Consider the following 18,351-nt stretch of genomic DNA (forward strand, 5'->3'; position numbering starts at 1 on the left):
ATCCCGAATCCCGAATCCCGAATCCCCAATCCCGGCTCAACCGCGGCTGACGCTCGCAGCCGGGCTGCCCGTCAGCTGCTGCTCGGCGTCCACGCGCGGCGCCAGCGGCGCCGGGCAGTGGCCGTCGTGGCGCTGCGCCGGCAGTTCGGCGAACCAGTCCTCCACGGTCGGCGCCAGCAGGTCCAGCCGCATCGGCAGGCTCAGGTGGTTCTCGCCGGGCATCTCCAGGTAGTGCGCGCGCGGCGCGTCCAGCGCCAGCAGGCGGCCGTGCGCGACCGGGATGTGCTGGTCGGCGCCGCCATGCAGCAGCAACACGCAGGCCGGCGCGGCGCGCGCGGCGGCGGTCACGTCGACCTGGTCCAGGTTCAGCGCCAGGCGCTGGTTGGCGTTGGCGATGACCGCATCCAGGTTCTGCCCGGCGTAGCGCCAGCGCGCCAGGTCCATCGCCGCGCTGGCCATCCAGCCCTGCGGGCGGCTGGCGAGCATGTGCGGAATCATGTCGCGGATGCCGCGGCCGGCGTTGGCGAAGGATTCCATCGCCACCACGCCATCGACCTCGCCGCCCAGCTTCTGCGCGGTGAACAGGGCGGTGGCGGCGCCGTAGGACACGCCGAACAGGTATAGCGGACCCTGCACCTCGCCGCGCGCGCGCAGCGCGCGGATCACCGCGACCACGTCGTCGGACTCGCGGGTGCCGTAGCCGGCCGGGCCGCCACCGGAACGGCCGTGGTTGCGCAGGTCGATGCTGATGCTGCGGTAGCCGGCCTGGGCCAGGTCCAGCGACCACGGCAGCAGCGAATCGCCGTCCATCATCCAGCCGTGCAGCAGGATCACCGTGCCGCGCGGCGCGGCGTGGCTGCCTGGCTGCGGCGCGGCCACCTCCATCGCGAAATCGGCGCGCTCGTGGCCGCTGGCGTCGCGGCCGGCGTGCGCGTAGCGGTAGCGCATGCGGTAGTTGCCCGGATCGATCGCACGCCAGAAGATCGGGATGCCGCCCGGGGCGAGCACGTGCCCGCTACGGTTGGGCAGCGTCGCCAGCAGGCCCTGGATGCGTTCCTCGTCCATCAGCGGCGACACGCCGCCCGGCGCGACCAGGCGGTCGCTGAGCGAGGTGGAGGAGCGCGCAGCCAGGCAGCCGGCGGCCAGGCACAGGCTGGCGCAGAGGACGAGCAACAGGCGCAGGCGCGACGACATGGCGGTAGGCGGTGGGTGAATGGCCGCGCAGGCTAGCGCCTTCGCCGGCGCGGCTCTACCGCAATTGGATGACGAAACGATGACGCGGGCCGGGTGCGGCGTCCCGAGGTGGGACTGCCGGCCCGGTTTTGCTGGCGGCGCCTTGCGCTGCGGCGCCTTGCCCGGCCCGAGCGGGGCGCGCGTCGGAGCTGTCCGGCGCGCGGCCGGCGCCGCCTGGCGTTCAGGTCGGGCCGTGCCGGCAGGCCAGGCTGGCCCCGCAGCGCGATGCTTGCGCGGCTGCGGGTTCCTTTCCACTGTGTTTTCCACACGCCGAGCCGGGCACCGCCGAGCCCGCGGCGGATGGTTCCCGCTACAGCGCGCGCAAGGCGGTGGTGATCGGCAGCCGCGCCGCGCGCAGCGCCGGGAACAGCCCGCCGACCAGGCCGATGCCCAGCGCCCACTTCAGCCCGCTCCACAGCAGCGCCGGGGAGACCTTGAACTGGAACACCACCTGGCTGAAGTTGCTGCCCAGGGTGGACACGCTGTAGCCGTTGAAGATGATCCAGGCGATCAGCCCGCCGAGCACCCCGCCGAGCAGCGCCAGCAGCATCGTTTCCAGCATCACCGCGGTCACCACCGGCGTGCCGCGGAAGCCGATCGCGCGCATCGTGGCGATCTCGCGGGCGCGGGTGGCCACCGCCGCGTACATGGTGTTGAGCGCGCCGAACACCGCGCCGACCGCCATGATCGCGCCGATCACGGTGCCGAGGATGCTGATCAGCTTGCTGAGGTTGCCGCCCTGCTTGGCGTAGTAGGCGCGGGTGGTCTCCACGTCGAGCTTGAGTCGCGGGTCGGCGGCCATCGCCGCCTTGAACTGGGCGTAGCCGTCCCTGCCGGCGGTGCGCACGCTGATCGACTGGTAGGCGCTGCGGTTGTAGGTGGACGCCAGGGTCTGCGCATCGGCCCACAGCTCCGAGTCGTGCGCGTCGCCGGAGGCGAACACGCCAACCACGGTCCATTGTTCGCGGCCCAGGCTCAGCGTCTTGCCCACGTCCAGTCCGCGGAACTGCGCCTTGGCGCCCTGGCCGACCACGATCTCGCGCAGGCCGGCAGCGAAGCGGCGGCCTGCGACGATCCTGAGCTTGTCGTGCACCGCCCAGCCGGCGTCGCCGACGCCGCGGAACTGCACGTTGGTGTCGGTGCCGTCGGCCTTGCTCGGCAGGTTGATCACCTGCGACAGCTCCGGGGACACCAGCGGCTTGCCGTCGGCGCCCTTGGCCACGCCGGCCAGGCTGGCGATCAGCGGCACCTGGTCGCGGGTGATCACCGAATTGGTCTCGGCGCCGGAGCCGCCGCGCAGCACGATCGCGGTCGTGTCGTCGCCGGTGCTGTTGAGCGTGGCCTGGAAGCCTTCGCCCATCGCCAGCATCGCCACCAGCACGCCGACCACGCCGGCGATGCCGACCACGATCACCGACGAGGCGCCCCAGCGCTGCGGCAGGCTGGCCACGCCGATGCGGGTGGCGGCCAGCGCCAGGCGGCCGCCGCGGGTCAGCAACAGCCACAGCGCCACGCCGACCGCCAGCGCCAGCACGCCGTACCAGGGCAAGGCGATCCACAGCGCCAGCCCGATGCCGAGCAGCAGCAGCGAGAGCAGGTTTCCCAACCAGAGTTTGAGTTTCATCAGTGCGTCTTCCGAGAATGCGACAGGGAACGATGCGGCGGCGGGCTCAGCGCCCGGCCAGCGCGTCCACGATCTTCAGCCGCTGCGCGCGCAGCGCCGGCAGCAGCCCGACCACGATGCCGATGGCGACCATCAGCCCCAGCGCCACCCCCCAGGTCTGCGCCGGCACGCCGCGCATCGGCATCATGCCGCCGCTGGCCGCGGCCACGCCGGGGATGACCAGCGCCGCCACGCCCATGCCGATCAAGCCGCCGAGCACGATCAGCAGCACCGACTCCACCATCACCAGGGTCAGCACGGTGCCGTCGCGGAAGCCGAGCGTCTTCAGCACCGCCAACTCCGGGATGCGCTCGCGCACCGCCTGCGCCATGGTGTTGCCGGTGAGCAGCAGCAGGGTGAAGAACACCGCGGCCATGATCGCGGTGACGATCAGGCCGACGTCGGCGAACTGTTTGGCGAAGGCTTGCGAGAACGCGGCTTCGGTCTGGCTCTTGGTCTCGCGGTCGGAGTTGAGCGACAGCGCGTCGATCGCCTGCGCCACCCGCGAGGCCTGCTCGGCGCTGCCCAGTTGCACGGTGTACCAGCTGACCTTGTTCTTGATGTAGTCGTTGGACTCGTCGAAGTACTTCCAGTTCATCATCAACTGGTTCTCGGCCTGTACGTTCTTGGCGTCCTTGACGTGGAAGATGGTGGTCAGGGTCAGCGGCCAGTCGTTGCTGCCGCCGCGCGGGAAGATGGTGGCCTGCAGCGGAATGGTGTCGCCGAGCTTCCAACCATGCTTCTTGGCCAACGCCGCACCCACTGCCGCGGCGGTGCGGGTCTCGCGGAACGCCTTGAGCTGCGCCGGCGGCACCTCGTACTCGCTGTAGACGTCGAAGAAGTTCGGCGCCACCGAGAAGTTGGGGAAGAAGTTCTTCGGGTCGCGGTAGATGCCGCCGAACCACATCGCGTAGGTGACCTTCTTCACGCCCGGCACCGATGCGATCTGCGATTGCAGGCTGACCGGCAGAGACTGGGTGATCGACAAGCGCGAGGACACGATCAGCCGGTTGGCGCCTTCGACGCTGCCGCCGGAGTTGAACGCCACGCGCACCGAGTCGAGCATGCCGAACAGCAGGAACGCGGCGACCACCGACAGCAGGGTGAGCAGGGTGCGGGTCTTGCTGCGAAACAACTGCGCCCAGATCAACGAAAAATATTTCATGTTCGATCCTCCAGGGGACGGTAGGCCGGGGCGTGGAATGCGCGTCCAGGCCCGCGGCGCTGCGACAGCGGCCGGTTCAATGCGCCACGAGCGGCGCGTTGGCCAGCTCGCCCTTGTCCAGGTGCACGGTGTGGCTGGCGTACTCGGCGGCCTTGGGGTCGTGGGTGACCATGATGATGGTCTTGCCGTGTTCGCGGTTGAGCTGCTGCAGCAGCTGCAGGATCTCCTCGGCGGCGTGGCGGTCGAGGTCGCCGGTGGGCTCGTCGCAGATCAGGAAGGTGGGGTCGGAGACGATGGCGCGGGCGATCGCCACGCGCTGCTGCTGGCCGCCGGACAGTTCGTTGGGGCGGTGGCTGCGGCGGTCGGCCAGGTTGACCAGGGTCAGTGCGATCTCGGCGTTGCGCTTGCGCTGGGCGGCGTTGAGGTTGGTCAGCAGCAGCGGCAGTTCCACGTTCTTCTGCGCGGTGAGCATGGGCATGAGGTTGTAGAACTGGAACACGAAGCCGACGTGCTGGCTGCGCCAGGTGGACAGTTGGCCGCCGCTCATGCGGTCGATGCGTTCGCCTTCGATCTCGATCTCGCCGCCGCTGGGGGTATCCAGGCCGCCGATCAGGTTCAGCAGGGTGGTCTTGCCGGAGCCGGAGGGACCCATCAAGGCGACGAAGTCGCCGCGTTCGATGTCCAGGTCGATGCCGTGCAGGACTTGTACTTTCTCGGGCCCGCGCTGGTAGGTCTTGGTGACGTTGCGCAGTTTGACGAGGGTGGACATGGTGGTGTTCCTGGCAGTGGACGGGTAGTGGATGTGCCGATTGCGGTGAGGCGGTTCGCGGACGCTTGTGTCGCTTGCAGTTGCAGTGCTGTTGCTGTTGCTGTTGCTGTGCTTCTGCTCTTTAGTTTTTGCTTTACCGGGTCCCTTACGCAGCGGCGAATAGGGCGGGAAAAACCCCGAAGGGGCGGCGCACAGGGATGTGCGCCGTTCGCGGCAGGGGCAGGATGCCCCTTCCGCGAATCCCGTCCTATTCGCGGACCCGGAGCGCGAAGCGCGGAGGGCGCGGAGTAGGGTGTGTTTTCTTTTGGTTACTTTTCTTTGCACAAGCAAAGAAAAGTAACTCGCTGCAGGCGAAAGCTCTTGCTCTTGCTCTGGTGGAGTCAATGTAGGAGCGGCTTCAGCCGCGACACTTTCCTGACAGAACCAGTCGCGGCTGAAGCCGCTCCTACAAAAGCAAACGCCCAAGCAAAAAAGCAACAGCGGAGCAAAAGCTTCCGCCCTGGGGCGGGTCACTTTTCTTTGCTCGCGCAAAGAAAAGTAACCAAAAGAAAGCGCGCCCTGCCTTGCGCCCTCCGCGCTGCGCGCTACGGGTCCGCGGATGCACCGGGGATTCGCGGAAGGGGCATCCTGCCCCTGCCGCGAACGGCGCACATCCTTGTGCGCCGCCCTTCGGGTTTTTCCCCGGTCCATCCGCCGCTGCGGAAGGGAACCCAGAAAGTCAAAAGCCACAGCAGAGCCACAGCAGAGCAACAGCAGAGCAACAGCAGCGGAGCAGAACAGAGCAACAGCTAGAGCGGAGCAACAGCTAGAGCGGAGCAACAGCTAGAGCGGAGCAACAGCTAGAGCGGAGCAACAGCTAGAGCGGAGCAACAGCTAGAGCGGAGCAACAGCTAGAGCAATATCAAGAGCAAGATGTGGTGTGGCGGTTGGAGCTTGTGCAGCCAATTGCAGGCTTGATCCAGCACGAGCAAGAACCAAGCGATGCGATGAAACGACTGGCTGGAGCGATACTCGGTATGGCAAGAACTGGACGGAAACAAAGTGAACGCCGCCGTTTTTAGGGCGATGGAGCAAGGCGGTGGCGACACGGACGACATGCAGTGGTTCGCGCCAACGCGCGGTAACTCACATGCGGCCGCCGCTACTGCTCGGTCGCCTCCGCCATCTTTACCTTGACTCCGTCGTGCAACGTCTCCGGCGGATCCAGTACCACCGTGTCGCCCGCCGCCAGGCCCGACAGCACCTGGCGGTCGTCGCCCAGGGCGATGCCGGTCTTCAGCGCGCGCTGCTCGACGGTGTTGTCCTCCTTCAGTGCGAACGCCATGTCCCGGCCGCCGCGCTTGACGATCGCCGCGCCCGGCGCGCGCACGCCCTGCGGCTTGTCCTGCGCCTGCGGCGCCTCCAGGAAGCTCACCCGCACGCCCATTTCCGGCACGATCCGCGGGTCCTTCTGCTTCAGCGCCACGCGCACCTTCACCGTCGCCTTGCCGCGGTCGGCCGAGGGGATGATCGCGATCACCTCGGCCGGGATCTTCCACTCCGGATAGGCGTTGAGCGTGGCTTCCACCGGCATGCCCGGCTTGACCCGGCCAATGAAGGCCTCGCCCACTTCCACCTCGATCTCCAGCGAATCCATGTCCACCACCGTGCCGATGCCGGTGCGGGTGAAGCCGCCACCGGCCGACAGCGGCGACACGATCTCGCCCGGCTGCGCCGCCTTGGCGGTGACCACGCCGGCGAACGGCGCGCGCACGATGGTGTTGTCCACGTTGAGGTCGGAGATCGACAGCTCGTTGTCGGCCACCACCACGTTGCGCTGCGCGCTCTGCAGTTGCGCGCTCAAGGCGTCGCGCTGCGACAGCGCCTGGTCGTACTGCGAGCGCGATACCAGCTGCTGCGCGACCAGCGTCTGCAGCCGCTGCTCGTCGGCCTCGGCCTGGCGCAGCTGCGCCTGCATGTTGGTCACCTGGCTGCGCGCCGCGTCCAGCTGCGAGGCCGACAGCTGCCGCTGCGCGCCGGCGTCGATCGGGTCCAGCGTCGCCATCACCTGGTTCTGCTCCACGCGCATGCCTTCCTCGATCAGCACCTCGCGCACCTTGCCGGTGATCTTCGCCGACACCGTGGCCATGCGCCGCGCCACCACGTAGCCGCTGGCGTCCAGCACCGAGGCGCTGCTGCTGCCGGCGGCGATCGCCAGCACCGGCGCGGTGGTCACCTCGATGGCCTTGCCGCGCCCGAACAGCCGCCAGCCGCCGAGGCCCAGCGCGAGCAGCAGCACCAGGACCACGACGATCCACAGTCCGCGCCGCGAGGGCGGCGCGCTGGGCGGCGCCTTGCGGTCGATACGGAGTTCCTTGAGCAGGTCGGCGGAGGTACTCATGATTGTCCCTGGACGAATCGGTAGGCGCAGTGTGGACCGGCGCGGCGCGCGCTTCCCAGTTGCCGGAAGTCACTTTCTGCGTTGCGCTGCGGCAGGTGCGGCGCCATTCCCCATGGCGCGGAGCGCAGCATGCGGCAATCGCGCGGCCATCGCCAGTGACAGCGGTCACCTGCGGCGGCTGACGGGCCGCACTGGGATGCGCCGCCGGTGCGGCGCAGCATGGCCACTCCTGCCACGACCGGTCCATGCCGATGCACGCTCCCGCTGGCGCAGCTGCGCGGCGTGCACAAGCGCGACGGCGCGGTGGTCGCGCTGGATGGCGTGGACCTGCAGCTGCAGCGCGGCCGGTTGCTGGCGCTGCTCGGCGCCAACGGCGCGGGCAAGAGCAGGCGCTGTTGCTCGGGCTGCAGGTGGCCGACGCCGGCAGCGTGCGGCTGTGCGGGCAGGACCTGCTTGCGCGGCGCGCGGCGCCAGGCCGGGCCGGGGTGGTGCTGCAGTCCGCCGGTTTGCCGGACACGCTGCGTGCCGGCGAACTGCTGGAGCAGGCGCGCGGCGACTACCGGCGCCCGCGCAGCGTCGCGGCCAGCGCATCGCGCCGGACGCGGCGGCGGATCAGAACGACCAGGTGAAGCTCAGCGAGCCGCTGCGCGGTTCGCCCCAGGCGCCGTAGCCGTAGATCTGCGCGTAGTACGTCTTGTCCAGCAGGTTGTTGAGGTTGGCCTGCACCGAGAACTCCTCGGACAGCCGGTAGCGCGCGAACGCGCTGACCAGCGCATAGGCATCCTGCTCGAAGCGGCCGTAGGTCGCATCGACGTAGTAGATGCGGTTCTGCCAGTTGACGCCGCCGCCGAAGGTCAGCTCGGTGAGGCTGCGCGGGGTGTAGCTGGTGTAGAGCTTGAGCGTGGTCTGCGGCAGCTGCGCGTTGATGTCCGCACCGCCGGCATCCTTGGCGACGTAGCGCGCCGCGCCGAAGGTGCCGTTCCAGCCGGGCGCCAGTTCGCCGTTCACCTCGAACTCGAAGCCGCGGCTGACCGTGCCCTGCGCCGCGACGTAGGCCGTCTCGGTGGTGCCCGGGACGAATTCGGTGGTCGCCTGGGCGACGTTGTCCTGCTCGATGCGGAACACCGACAGCGAGGCATTGAGGCGGTCGTCGAACCATGCCGCCTTGACCCCGGCCTCGTAGCTCTTGCCGATCACCGGATCCAGGTACGCGCCGCTGCGGGTGCGAGAGGTCTGCGGCTGGAAGATGTCGGTGTAGCTGGCGTAGGCCGACCAGACAGCGTCGATCGTATAGACCAGGCCGGCATACGGCGTGGTTTCCTGCTGCCGGCTGCTGTAGGGCACGCTGCTTTCGGCGCCGTCCACCTTCCAGTCGGTGTAGCGCGCGCCGACGATCAGCTTCAGCGGATCGGCCAGCGAGAAGCGCGCGGCCGCATAGCCGGCCTTCTGGGTGACGGTGCCGCGGCTGAACTCGCTCAGTGCCGACCAGGTCGGCTCCGGATAGTCGCCGGTCCAGTTCAGATAGCTGGCCATCGGTGCCGGGAAATCGAACGCGCCGTCGTTGACGTAGCGGCGGCGGTTGTAGCTGACCCCGGCCATCAGCTCGTGCTCGCGCCCGAACAGCTGGAACGGGCCTTCGGCATAGCCGTCCAGGCCATCGACCTTGCGCTCGGTGATGTAATAGCCGGAGTAGGGCACCACGCCGGCGCCGGTGTTCTTGTCGAAGCCGTAGATCGTGTAGAACGGGTAGAACAGCTTGTCGGTGACGTTGGTCTGGTCGTGGGTGGCGTTGAGCTTGAGCTTCCAGCCGCTGGCGAAATCGTGCTGCAGCGTGGCGAAGGCGCGCTTGGTGGTGGTGTCCCAGAACGTCCAGTCCGCGGCCGGATTGAAGGAGCGCGAATAGTCGGTGCGGCTGCCGTCGGAATACCACAGCGGGAAGCCGCCCCAGGTGACGCCGTCGGACTGCTTCTTCTGGTAGTCGTAGCCCACGCTGAGCTGGGTGTCCGGGGTCAGGTCGGCATCGATCACCGCATAGCCCAGGGTCTTGTTCTGGCGGTAGCGGTCCACGTACGAGTCGGTGTCCAGGTAGCTGCCGATCACCCGTGCGCGCACCGTGCCGCTGGCGTTGAGCGGGGTGCTGACGTCCACCGTCGTGCGCGTCCTGCCCCAGCTGCCGGCGCTGACCTGCACGCTGCCGGCCAGCACGTCGCTGTCGGCGTGCTTGCGGATCAAATTGACCGAGGCCGACGGATTGCCCGCGCCGGTCATCAGCCCGGTGGCGCCGCGCACCACTTCCACGCGGTCGTACAGCGCCAGGTCCAGCGCCGAGTCGCCATAGCTCCAGTTCTGCACCATCGTGGTCGGGATGCCGTCGAACTGGTAGTTGTCGATGTAGAAGCCGCGTGCGTAGAACTCGAAGCGCTCGCTGTCCGAACGGGTGTTGGACACGCCGGTGGTGTTCTCCAGCACGTCGATGATGTCGTCCAGGCCCTGATCCTCGATGCGCTGGTGGCTGATGATGCTCACCGACTGCGGGATCTCGCGCGGCGCCAGTTCGAAGCGGGTGCCTGCGGTGGTCTTGCGCACGCTGTAGCCTTCGGCGCGTTCGCCCTTGACGCTGACCTTGTCGAGGGTGGTGACATCGGCGTCGGTGGCGCTGTCGGCGGCCGCTTCGGCGGCGAACGCGGGCAGGCTGGCAAGCAGGCAGGCCATGGCCAGGGCCGAACGGCGCGGGAAACGGCGGGGAGGGAGGAAACGGTTCATTGCAGGGCTCCGTGGCAAGCAGGCATGGCCATCGACGGCGCTGCACGCAGCGCCGCACGACGGTCGGGTTGGATGCTGGCTCGGAGCGGGACGTCCGCCGGACGCAGGCGAGGCCTGTGCTCGGGGCGTCGGCACCTGGCTGGCGCTGTCGATGCGGCCGGCTGCCCGGGCGGGGCGGCTGGCGCATGACGGGGACTCGGGGAACGGGCTTCATGGCCGTTGAATCGGGGTGACGCCCACGGTGGCGAGTGTAACGGTGTCGGCGCGGCAAGACCATGTCGGCGCTGCCATATGGCGCGCGGCGAGGAGGTCGGGAGGCGCCGAGCCGCGGCCTCCGCAGAGGCCTTTTTGCAAGCAACTTCAGCCGCGACAGGAACCGAACCGTCGCCGGCAATCTGTCGGGGCTGAAGCCCCTCCTACAGGAGCTCCGGCCAGCAGGCCGCACGCCTTTTTGTGGGAGCGACTTCAGTCGCGACGGGCGTTACCGATCACGCCCATCGCGACCGATGGTCCAGGTCCACCCGAACCGTTCCGATAGCTCGCAATCGGCACAGCGCAAAACCTCAGTCCTGTTCTCGCCGCGTCGTCTGCTCCACCATCGGCGCCGCACCCCGCGCCATGCTCGAAAACACCCCATCGCGGCGCACCCAGGCATGGAACAACGCCGCGCACAGATGCCCCAGCACCGTGGCGAACAGCAGGTACGCCAGCCAGCCATGCGCGCTGCGCAGCCAGGCGTACAGCGCCGGGCTGTGCGGCGCGATCGGCGGCAGCTGCGCGCCGGGCCACAGCGCGACCGGATAGCCGCCGGCCGACAGCATCGACCAGCCGAGCAGCGGCATCGCCAGCATCAACGCGTACAGCAGCCAGTGCGAAGCGTGCGCCGCCGTCTTCTGCCACCACGGCAGGTCCGCCGGCAGCGGCGGCGGCCGCTGGCGCAGGCGGTTGCCCAGGCGCGCGATCGCCAACAACAGGATCGCGATGCCCAGCGGGCGGTGCAGGTCGAGCAGCCACGGCCGTTGCGATACCGAGGCGACCATGCCCACGCCGACGAACAGCATGGTCAGGATCATCGCCGCCATCAGCCAGTGCAGCACGCGTGCGGTCAGGTTGAAATGCCCGGAGGCGTTCGCGCGGCTCATTGCGCACCTCCATGCGCCTGGCCGGTGGCAGCGGGCGCCTGGCCGCGGCCGATCTCGCGCTCGCGGCGGTTGAACGACTGCGAATACACCGCCGAGCGCGCGGCCAGGATCGGATCGTCCGAACCGGCGATGCCGCGCGGCAGGATCAACGGGTCGTAGTTGAGGTCGCGGCACGGGCCGCTGGCCTGCGGCTCGGCGTGGTCCAGCACCAGGGTGCCGGCGACGAGCTGCTGCCGGTCCTGCGGCCAGGGCTGCGACGGATCGTTCACCGGATCGCCGGGCGCGGCCACGGTCAGCACCAGGTCCCAGCGCAGCGGACCGCGCGCCAGCCGCGCCTGCAGGTCCTCGCCAAGGAAGTCGGCGTCGGCCTGCGCGCGCTGCGCTGCGGACAGTTCCTTGAACGCGGTCTGCGGGCGCATCGACCAGCGCACGAAACGGCTGCTGCCGTCGGCGGCGATGAAGCGGAAGCTGTTGACCCCGTTGTACTGGGTGTTGGCCCAACTGTCCGACCACGGCGCGGACTTGGCCCACTCCTGGAATTTCTTCGCTTCCGGATAGCGCTGCGCGAACGCGGCCAGCTTCGCCGGATCCGGCTTGCCGGTGGCCGGGTCCGGCTGCGCGGCCAGGGTCTGCGCCATGAAGCCTTCCGGCGTGGCCACCACGAAGAACGGGAAGCTGTTCATCGCCGTGCGCCATTGCTGGCCGTCGTCGCTGCGCAGCAGCAGCGCCATGCTGCGCACCCGCGCCGTGGCATCGGCGCCGTGCGGATCGCCGCCGCCGATCGACATGCGCCCCAGCACCGGCACCGCGGCCTGGGTGAACACGCGCGCCGAGGACAGCGCACGCGCCTGGCCGTTGCCCTCGAAATGGCCGCTCACGCACAGGCCCTTGCTGTGCGCGCGGCGGAAGCCCGGATGCGGCGGGCCGCCGGCCTCGATGGCGTCGGTCATGCGCTGCGCGGTCAGCCGCTGCGGCCCGCCCAGCCAGCCCGCGCTCCAGGCGAAGGCGGCGGCGAGCACGGCGCCGATCGCGGCGATGGCGGCCAGCGCCAGCCACGACCGCGGGCGCGGGCGCGGCGGCGGCAGTGCTGTGGGATCGGGATGGGACATGGGGCGACTCCTGTGGCGGCGGCGATTGGGAGTGGGACGTCCGGCGCCGCGTTGTATTCCCGGCGCATGCAGGTGTTCGCTGCTGGCGTAGGATTTCTGCGCAGCCAGGGAATAATCCGCCGCGCCGTGCGTCCTACCCGTGATTGCCCCTCCCGAGCGCTGCCACACGCCCCCTGCCATGCACGACCTCGACGACGATTCCCTGCGTGCGCTGATGCCCCGGCTGCGGCGTTTCGCCCAGTCGCTGAGCGGCGATGCGGCCAGTGCCGACGACCTGGTGCAGGCCGCACTGGAGCGCGCGCTGCGGCGCTGGTCCACGCGCCGCGACGCCGATGCGCTGCAGCCGTGGCTGTTCGCCATCGTCTACCGGCAGTTCGTCGATGTGCGCCGCCGCGCGCAGCGCTGGCAACGGGTGCTGGCCCTGTTCGCGCCGCAGCAGCCGACCCAGGCGCCGTCCGCTGAACAGGTCCACGACGGCCGCGCGCTGTTGGCCGCGTTCGCACAACTGCCGGTCGAACAGCGCGCGCTGCTGTTGCTGGTCAGCGTCGAGGGGTTCAGCTATCGCGACGCCGCCACCGCGCTGGATCTGCCGATCGGCACGGTGATGTCGCGGCTGTCGCGCGCCCGCGAAAAACTGCGCCGGCTCGGCGAAGGCCGCAGCGGCAGCCCTGCCTTGCGCGTGCTCAAATGACCGTGCTGCGCCCCGACGACGATACCCTGCACGCCTATGTCGATGGCCGCCTGGATCCGGCGCGGCGCGCGCAAGTGGCGGCGTGGCTGCAGGCCGATCCCGCGCAGGCCGCACGCGTGGCCGGCTGGAAGCAGGACGCCGACGCGCTGCGCGCGGCCTGGGCCGGCGCCGAGGCGATGCCGGCCAATGCCGCATTGACCGTGCCCGCGCTGCGCCGCCGCGTGCGCCAGCGGCGGCGCACGCTGTCCGCCATGGCCGCCAGCGGCGTGCTGATGCTGGGCCTGGGCATCGGCCTGGGCTGGCAGCTGCGCGACAGCCGCCTCGGCAGCGAGCGCCTGCCGATGGCCGACGCGGTGGCTGCCTACCGCCTGTTCGCCGACGGCGAGCAGCCGCTGGAATTCGACCCGGCGCGGCGGGCGGCCTTGCAGGGCTGGCTGCGCCGCCATTTCGGCGCCGCCGGCGCGGTGCCGGACCTGCAGGCGCAGGGTTTCGCGCTGCGCGGCGGGCGCCTGCTGTCCACCCCCGAGGGCGCCGCGGCGATGCTGGTCTACCAGGACGCCGACGGCGCGCGCATCGGCCTGTACCTGCGTCCGCGCAGCGCCCGCATCCACGACGGCGAGCGTCGCGACGGCCGCCTGCTCGCGCAATACTGGTCCGAAGGCGACACCGCCTTCGCCCTGGTCGGCCCGGCCACGCAGACCCGCATGCGCCAGATCGCCCCGCTGCTGCGCGGGCAGGGCTGAGGCCGACCGCAACGCGGCGCGTGCGCAGCGAAGCGATGCGCCTGCCGTCAGGGAAAAGCGTCGGGACGGAAGTCCCTCCCACAAAGAGCGGGGCAATGGTGTCCGTAGCGCGACCTCGTCCCTGTGGGAGCGGCTTCAGCCGCGACGAACGAAGTCAGGAACCCTGGCGGTTTCGGTTGTCTGTCGGGACTGAAGCCCCTACTACAGGGAGGCTTGTGCGCTCAGCGGCGCTTCCGACCTCGCCAGCCCTACCCGGCGTAGCGCGCCTTCAGCATCGCGTAGGCCGAGCGCAGCGCCAGCGCTTCGCCGCCGGCGGGGCGGCCGGGGCGGTCGCTGTCGTTCCAGGCGTATACGTCCAGGTGCGCCCAGGCCTGCCGCGCCGGTACGAAGCGCTCCAGGTACAGCGCCGCGGTCACCGCGCCGGCCATGCGCGAGCCGGCATTGGCCAGGTCGGCGACCGAGCTGGTCAGGTAGCGCAGGTACGGGCGCCACAGCGGCATGCGCCACACCGGATCGCGGCTGCGTTCGCCGGCATCGAGCCAGGCCTGCGCCAGCGCGTCGTCGTTGCAGAACAGCGCTGGCAGGTCCGGACCCAGCGCGACCCGCGCCGCGCCGGTCAGCGTGGCGAAATCCAGGATCGCGTCCGGCGCCTGTTCGCTGGCGTAGGTCAACGCGTCGCACAGCACCAGCCGGCCTTCGGCATCGGTGTTGTCGATCTCCACGCTGATGCCCTGGCGGGTGGCGATGACGTCGCCGGGGCGGAACGCGTCCGGGCCCACCGCGTTCTCCACTGCCGCGAGCAGCACGGTCAGCCGCAGCGGCAGCCGCTGCGCCATCACCAGCCCGGCCAGCGCCAGCGCGTGCGCGGCGCCGCCCATGTCCTTCTTCATGTGGCGCATGCCGTCGGCCGGCTTCAGGTCCAGGCCGCCGGTGTCGAAGCACACGCCCTTGCCGACCAGCGCCACGTGCGGGTGCGCGTCCTCGCCCCAGCGCAGCACGATCAGCCGCGGCGCGCGGTGCGAGGCGCGGCCGACCGCGTGGATCGCCGGGAAGTTGCGCAGCAGCAGCTCCTCGCCGACGATGCTTTCGCACTGCGCGCCGTGCGCGTCGGCGATCGCGCGCGCAGCGGCTTCCAGCTGGTCCGGGCCCATGTCTTCGGCAGGCGTGGTGACCCAGTCGCGCACGCGCACGCAGGCCTCCAGCAGAGCGCGTACTTCCGCATCCGGCGTGGCCAGCAGCCGCGCCGGCAAGCGCGTCGGCTGCTTGTAGCGGGTGTAGCGGTAGCTGCCCAGGCCCCAGCCCAGCTGCAGCGCGGCCTGTTCTTCCTCGCTCAGGGTGGCGGCCAGCCGCCAGTTGCTGCCGGCCGGCAGCGCCAGCGGTGCGTGCGCGTAGGCATAGGCATCGCCGCGGTCGCCCACGCCCAGCACCGCCGCGGCCACGCCGTCGGCGCCCGGCAGCAGCAGCGCCGTGCCGGGCGCGGCCACGAACTGCTGCGCATCCAGCCATGCCGCCCAGGCCGGCGCCTGCGCCGCGCGCCATTCGGCCAGGTGTTCGCGGTCCAGCACGTACAGCGGCAGCGCGTGGGTCGAATCGTCGGTGAAGCCGGAAGGCAGGGACATCAGCGGGTCCTTGGGGAGCGGGCGGCCGGCGGCGCGGCGCTCACGCGCGCGCGCCGGCGGCCGGCTGGGTGGCGTCGAGCCAGTCGGCCAGGCCGGTGAGGGTGTCGAAGTGCAGGTCCGGCGGCGTGGACGGATGCCAGGCCTGCGCGTCGCGGTCGATCCAGCAGCCGCGCAGGCCGGCCTGCATCGCGCCGACCACGTCCATCTCGATGTGGTCGCCGACGTGCAGCACCTGCGCGCAGGGCAGGCCCAGGCGCGTGCAGGCGGCGTGGAAGATGCTCGGGTCCGGCTTGGCCGCGCCGTGTTCGCGCGCGTTGAGCTGGAACGCGAAATGCGGCGCCAGGCCGATCGTGGCCAGGTCGGCGTTGCCGTTGCTCAGCGCCGCCACCGGCACCCGCGCGGCGATCCGCTGCAGCGCCGCGATGCTGTCCGGATAGCACTCCACCTGGTTGCGTGCGGCATAGAACACCGCGAACGCCGGCTCCACCAGCGCCTCGTCGGCGCCGCTGTCGCGCAGCGCGCGGCGCAGGGTCAGGCGCCGCATCTCGCTCAGGTCGTGGACCAGGTGCGGATGCGCGGCGAACACCTCCTCGCGCAGCTGGCGCATCGCCGCGATCGGGAAGCGCTCAGCGGTGCGCGGACTGTGCTGCAGCAGCCAGTCGTGCAGCACCCGCTCGATGCGCGCGCCGATCGGCGCGAACGGCCACAGCGTGTCGTCCAGGTCCAGCGTGATCGCGCGAACGGGGAAAGAAGGAAAAGAGCTCACCTGCAGCATTTTACGCCAACCGGCAGCGCCGCTCCTGCCCACAGTAGACACGTGCGCCGGCCCCGGCGCCGCGCCGACCGCTTTTCCGAGTCGCCGGTCCCCAGTCCCGCGTCCCGGCCTCATTCCAGCAGCCTGGCCCAGCGCTGCATGCCTTCCACCCGCGCCAGCACCATCTTGATGCACACCAGCAGCGGCACCGCCAGCAGCAGCCCGATCATGCCCCACAGCCAGCCGAACAGCATCAGCGCCAGGATCAGCATCAGCGGCGAGATCGCCATGCGCCGGCCGAGCACGATCGGCGTCACCACCTGGCCTTCGAGCATGTGCAGCGCCAGGTACAGGATCGCCGGCAGCGCCGCGCTCAGCGGATCGCGGAACTCCACGAAGCCCATCAGCAGCATCAGCATCGCCCCGATCAGCGGGCCCACGTACGGGGCGAAGTTCAGCAGCGCCACCACCGTGCCCCACAGCAGCGCTTCCTGCAGCGGAATCTTCAGCAGCACCAGGATGCCGGCGAAGATCAACCCGACCAGGGCGTTGATGACGCTGATGGTCAGCACGTAGCGCGACACCTCGCGCTCGATCGAACGCAGGATGTCGGCGGTGAATTTCTGCTGCTGGCGATTGGGCAGCAGCGCGATCGCATGCCGCTGCAGGTTCTCGCCGAACACCATGAAGAAGAACGTCAGCAGCACCACCGCCAGCGCCGAGGCGGCCAGCCGCGGGGTGCGCACCAGCGCCTTGTACGGGTCGTCCAGCTGCGTGCGGATCACCTGCACGCGGCGCCCGTCGCCGCCGCCGGCGGCGCGCGCGAAATTCTCCGCGGCCTGGTTGGCCTGCTGCATCGGCTTGGTCAGGTCGCGCACCTGGGTGGCGATGTGGCGCATCTGCCCGGGCGCCTGCTGCACCCACTCGGCGGCCGGCCCGGCCAGCTGCATGGCCAGCGCCGTGGCCACCGCCATGCCCGACAGCAGCACCAGCAGCGCGCCGAGGAAGCGCGGCACGTACAGCCGCTGCAGCCCGCGCAGGATCGGGTTGCCGACCAGGGCGAAGAACGCGGCCAGCAGGATCGGCAGGATCACCTCCTGCGCCGCCCACAAGGTGCAGCCCACCGCCAGCGTCGCCAGCACCACCAGCGACACCGGGCCGCGCGGGCGCGGTGCGGGCGGCGGCGGCAGCGCGTCCGCGGGCGGCGCTGCCACGTCGCCGGCGTCGGCCACGGATTCGGAGAGAGTGCTCATCGGACCTGCGCTGCGTAAGGTGGCCCCGGCACGCGTCCTGCGGACGCGCACCGTTCGGCGCGGAAAGGGGGGAGGCGGAGTGTAGGCCGATCCTGGCCCGGGCGATATGAAGACGGCGGGGCGGCCGCGGCGGGGCGTCAGCGTTCGGACACCTCGGTGGCCGCTTCGGCCGCACGCGGCGGTGCCTGCGGCGCTGGATCGAACGGCGCAGCGGCCGGCGCATGCTGCTGCCGCGGCACGCCCGCAGCGGCCGCGGCTGGTGTCTCGGCCGCCTCGGCCGCGTCCTGCGCGGTGTCCGCCGCGCGCTCGGCCTGGTCGGAGGCTTCCTTGACCTTGGTTGCGGTCAGCAGGCTGGAGACCGCGCTGAGCATCCGCAGCCAGCGCGCACCGCCGAGCTTGCCGATCGCCGCCGCCGGCTCCGCGCGTCCGGCCAGGAAGCCGGCGCCCAGCCCCACCGCGACGATGCGCAGCGGCGTCCAGCCATCGCGCCAGACCCGCTGCAGCGTGGTCCACTGCCTCTGCATGTGCTGCTGGCGGCCTTCCAGCACCGTCTCGGCGCGGGCGATGCGGTGCTGCAGTTGATCCAGCTTCATCGTCCGGCCTCGGCAGCCGCGGCGGCGTTGTCCTCGTCCTCGCCGCCGATGCCCAGCTTCGCCAATTGGCGGCGGGTGGCGTCGAGCTTGCTCATCTCGAAATAGCGCAGCGCCTGCCAGGCGCCCAGCGCGGTGACCACCAGGCTGAACGCGGCGGTCGCCGCAATCGACGCCAGCCACGACCACCCCAGCCGCTGCAGCACCGCGATCAGCGCGCCCATCAGCAGCATCCACGCCGAGGCGCCGAACGCCACTGCGACGGTCAGCCACACCAGCGCGCGGGCCATGGCCGCACGCGCCAGCGCCAGGTCCGCCACCACCAGCTTGCGCAGCGCGCGGCCGGCTTCCAGGGTGGCGGTCAGACCCTCGCGGCCGGCCGTGCCGAATTCGCGGAACGATTGCTCCAGCGAGGGCCGTTCGGCCTCTGCTGGATCGGGCGCGGCGGCGCCGTCGCGGGCCTGCTCGTCGCTCACG

Annotated in this window: 16 protein-coding genes; 3 read left to right on the plus strand and 13 right to left on the minus strand. The window is 70.5% G+C overall.

What is annotated here, in order from left to right; translation table 11 throughout:
- Positions 1-36: 36 nt before the first annotated feature.
- The 5 genes from FZ025_RS09660 to FZ025_RS09680 all read right to left on the minus strand — a co-directional run bounded on the left by FZ025_RS09660 (position 37) and on the right by FZ025_RS09680 (position 7,210).
- Complete coding sequence (locus tag FZ025_RS09660) at positions 37-1,194, minus strand: alpha/beta hydrolase (RefSeq protein WP_046980496.1); 1,158 nt, start codon at positions 1,192-1,194, stop codon at positions 37-39.
- Positions 1,195-1,543: 349 nt separating this feature from the next.
- A complete protein-coding gene (locus FZ025_RS09665) occupies positions 1,544-2,857 on the minus strand; it encodes an ABC transporter permease (protein ID WP_046980495.1) in 1,314 nt (437 codons plus the stop codon).
- A gap of 46 nt (positions 2,858-2,903) precedes the next feature.
- Positions 2,904-4,061 carry an ABC transporter permease gene (locus FZ025_RS09670; RefSeq protein WP_046980494.1) on the minus strand — a complete coding sequence of 386 codons (1,158 nt, stop codon included), beginning with the start codon at positions 4,059-4,061 and terminating at the stop codon, positions 2,904-2,906.
- 76 nt (positions 4,062-4,137) lie between these two features.
- Entirely contained in the window at positions 4,138-4,830 is a 693-nt protein-coding gene (locus tag FZ025_RS09675) for an ABC transporter ATP-binding protein (protein ID WP_046980493.1), read from the minus strand.
- Between the two features lie 1,141 nt (positions 4,831-5,971).
- Positions 5,972-7,210: an efflux RND transporter periplasmic adaptor subunit gene (locus FZ025_RS09680; protein WP_046979714.1), complete on the minus strand. Its 1,239-nt coding sequence runs from the start codon at positions 7,208-7,210 to the stop codon at positions 5,972-5,974.
- A 395-nt stretch (positions 7,211-7,605) separates the two neighbouring features.
- Between FZ025_RS09680 and FZ025_RS22335 the strand changes: the two genes are divergently transcribed.
- Positions 7,606-7,839: a hypothetical protein gene (locus FZ025_RS22335; protein ID WP_244292500.1), complete on the plus strand. Its 234-nt coding sequence runs from the start codon at positions 7,606-7,608 to the stop codon at positions 7,837-7,839.
- Here FZ025_RS22335 and fhuE read toward each other — a convergent pair.
- The 3 genes from fhuE to FZ025_RS09700 form a co-directional block, all read right to left on the minus strand.
- Positions 7,823-9,973 (minus strand): ferric-rhodotorulic acid/ferric-coprogen receptor FhuE, encoded by a 2,151-nt coding sequence (fhuE, locus tag FZ025_RS09690; protein ID WP_046979713.1) that lies wholly within the window; start codon positions 9,971-9,973, stop codon positions 7,823-7,825. The genes FZ025_RS22335 and fhuE overlap by 17 nt on opposite strands.
- A gap of 563 nt (positions 9,974-10,536) precedes the next feature.
- A complete protein-coding gene (locus tag FZ025_RS09695) occupies positions 10,537-11,115 on the minus strand; it encodes a cytochrome b (RefSeq protein WP_046979712.1) in 579 nt (192 codons plus the stop codon).
- Positions 11,112-12,224, minus strand: coding sequence for a catalase family peroxidase (locus tag FZ025_RS09700; RefSeq protein WP_046979711.1), 1,113 nt, complete (start codon positions 12,222-12,224; stop codon positions 11,112-11,114). The genes FZ025_RS09695 and FZ025_RS09700 overlap by 4 nt, the downstream gene beginning before the upstream one ends.
- A gap of 178 nt (positions 12,225-12,402) precedes the next feature.
- Here FZ025_RS09700 and FZ025_RS09705 point away from each other — a divergent pair, with 178 nt between their 5' ends.
- Positions 12,403-12,915 carry an RNA polymerase sigma factor gene (locus FZ025_RS09705; RefSeq protein ID WP_046979710.1) on the plus strand — a complete coding sequence of 171 codons (513 nt, stop codon included), beginning with the start codon at positions 12,403-12,405 and terminating at the stop codon, positions 12,913-12,915.
- Entirely contained in the window at positions 12,912-13,658 is a 747-nt protein-coding gene (locus tag FZ025_RS09710; RefSeq protein WP_046979709.1) for an anti-sigma factor family protein, read from the plus strand. Before FZ025_RS09705 ends, FZ025_RS09710 begins: the two co-directional genes overlap by 4 nt.
- A 248-nt stretch (positions 13,659-13,906) precedes the next feature.
- Here the strand turns inward: FZ025_RS09710 and FZ025_RS09715 are convergent, their stop codons facing one another.
- From FZ025_RS09715 to FZ025_RS09735, 5 genes are all read right to left on the minus strand, one after another.
- Positions 13,907-15,277, minus strand: a complete 1,371-nt coding sequence (locus FZ025_RS09715) for a leucyl aminopeptidase family protein (protein ID WP_046979708.1) — start codon at positions 15,275-15,277, stop codon at positions 13,907-13,909.
- Positions 15,278-15,317: 40 nt separating this feature from the next.
- Entirely contained in the window at positions 15,318-16,052 is a 735-nt protein-coding gene (locus FZ025_RS09720) for an HAD family hydrolase (protein WP_046979707.1), read from the minus strand.
- A 110-nt stretch (positions 16,053-16,162) separates the two neighbouring features.
- Positions 16,163-17,284 (minus strand): AI-2E family transporter, encoded by a 1,122-nt coding sequence (locus FZ025_RS09725; protein ID WP_104558985.1) that lies wholly within the window; start codon positions 17,282-17,284, stop codon positions 16,163-16,165.
- Between the two features lie 137 nt (positions 17,285-17,421).
- On the minus strand, positions 17,422-17,877 hold the full coding sequence (locus FZ025_RS09730) for a hypothetical protein (protein WP_046979705.1): 456 nt from the start codon (positions 17,875-17,877) through the stop codon (positions 17,422-17,424).
- Positions 17,874-18,350: a hypothetical protein gene (locus tag FZ025_RS09735; protein ID WP_046979704.1), complete on the minus strand. Its 477-nt coding sequence runs from the start codon at positions 18,348-18,350 to the stop codon at positions 17,874-17,876. The genes FZ025_RS09730 and FZ025_RS09735 overlap by 4 nt, the downstream gene beginning before the upstream one ends.
- Position 18,351 lies beyond the last annotated feature (1 nt).

Source organism: Xanthomonas hyacinthi (assembly GCF_009769165.1).
Classification (GTDB): Bacteria; Pseudomonadota; Gammaproteobacteria; order Xanthomonadales; family Xanthomonadaceae; genus Xanthomonas_A; species Xanthomonas_A hyacinthi.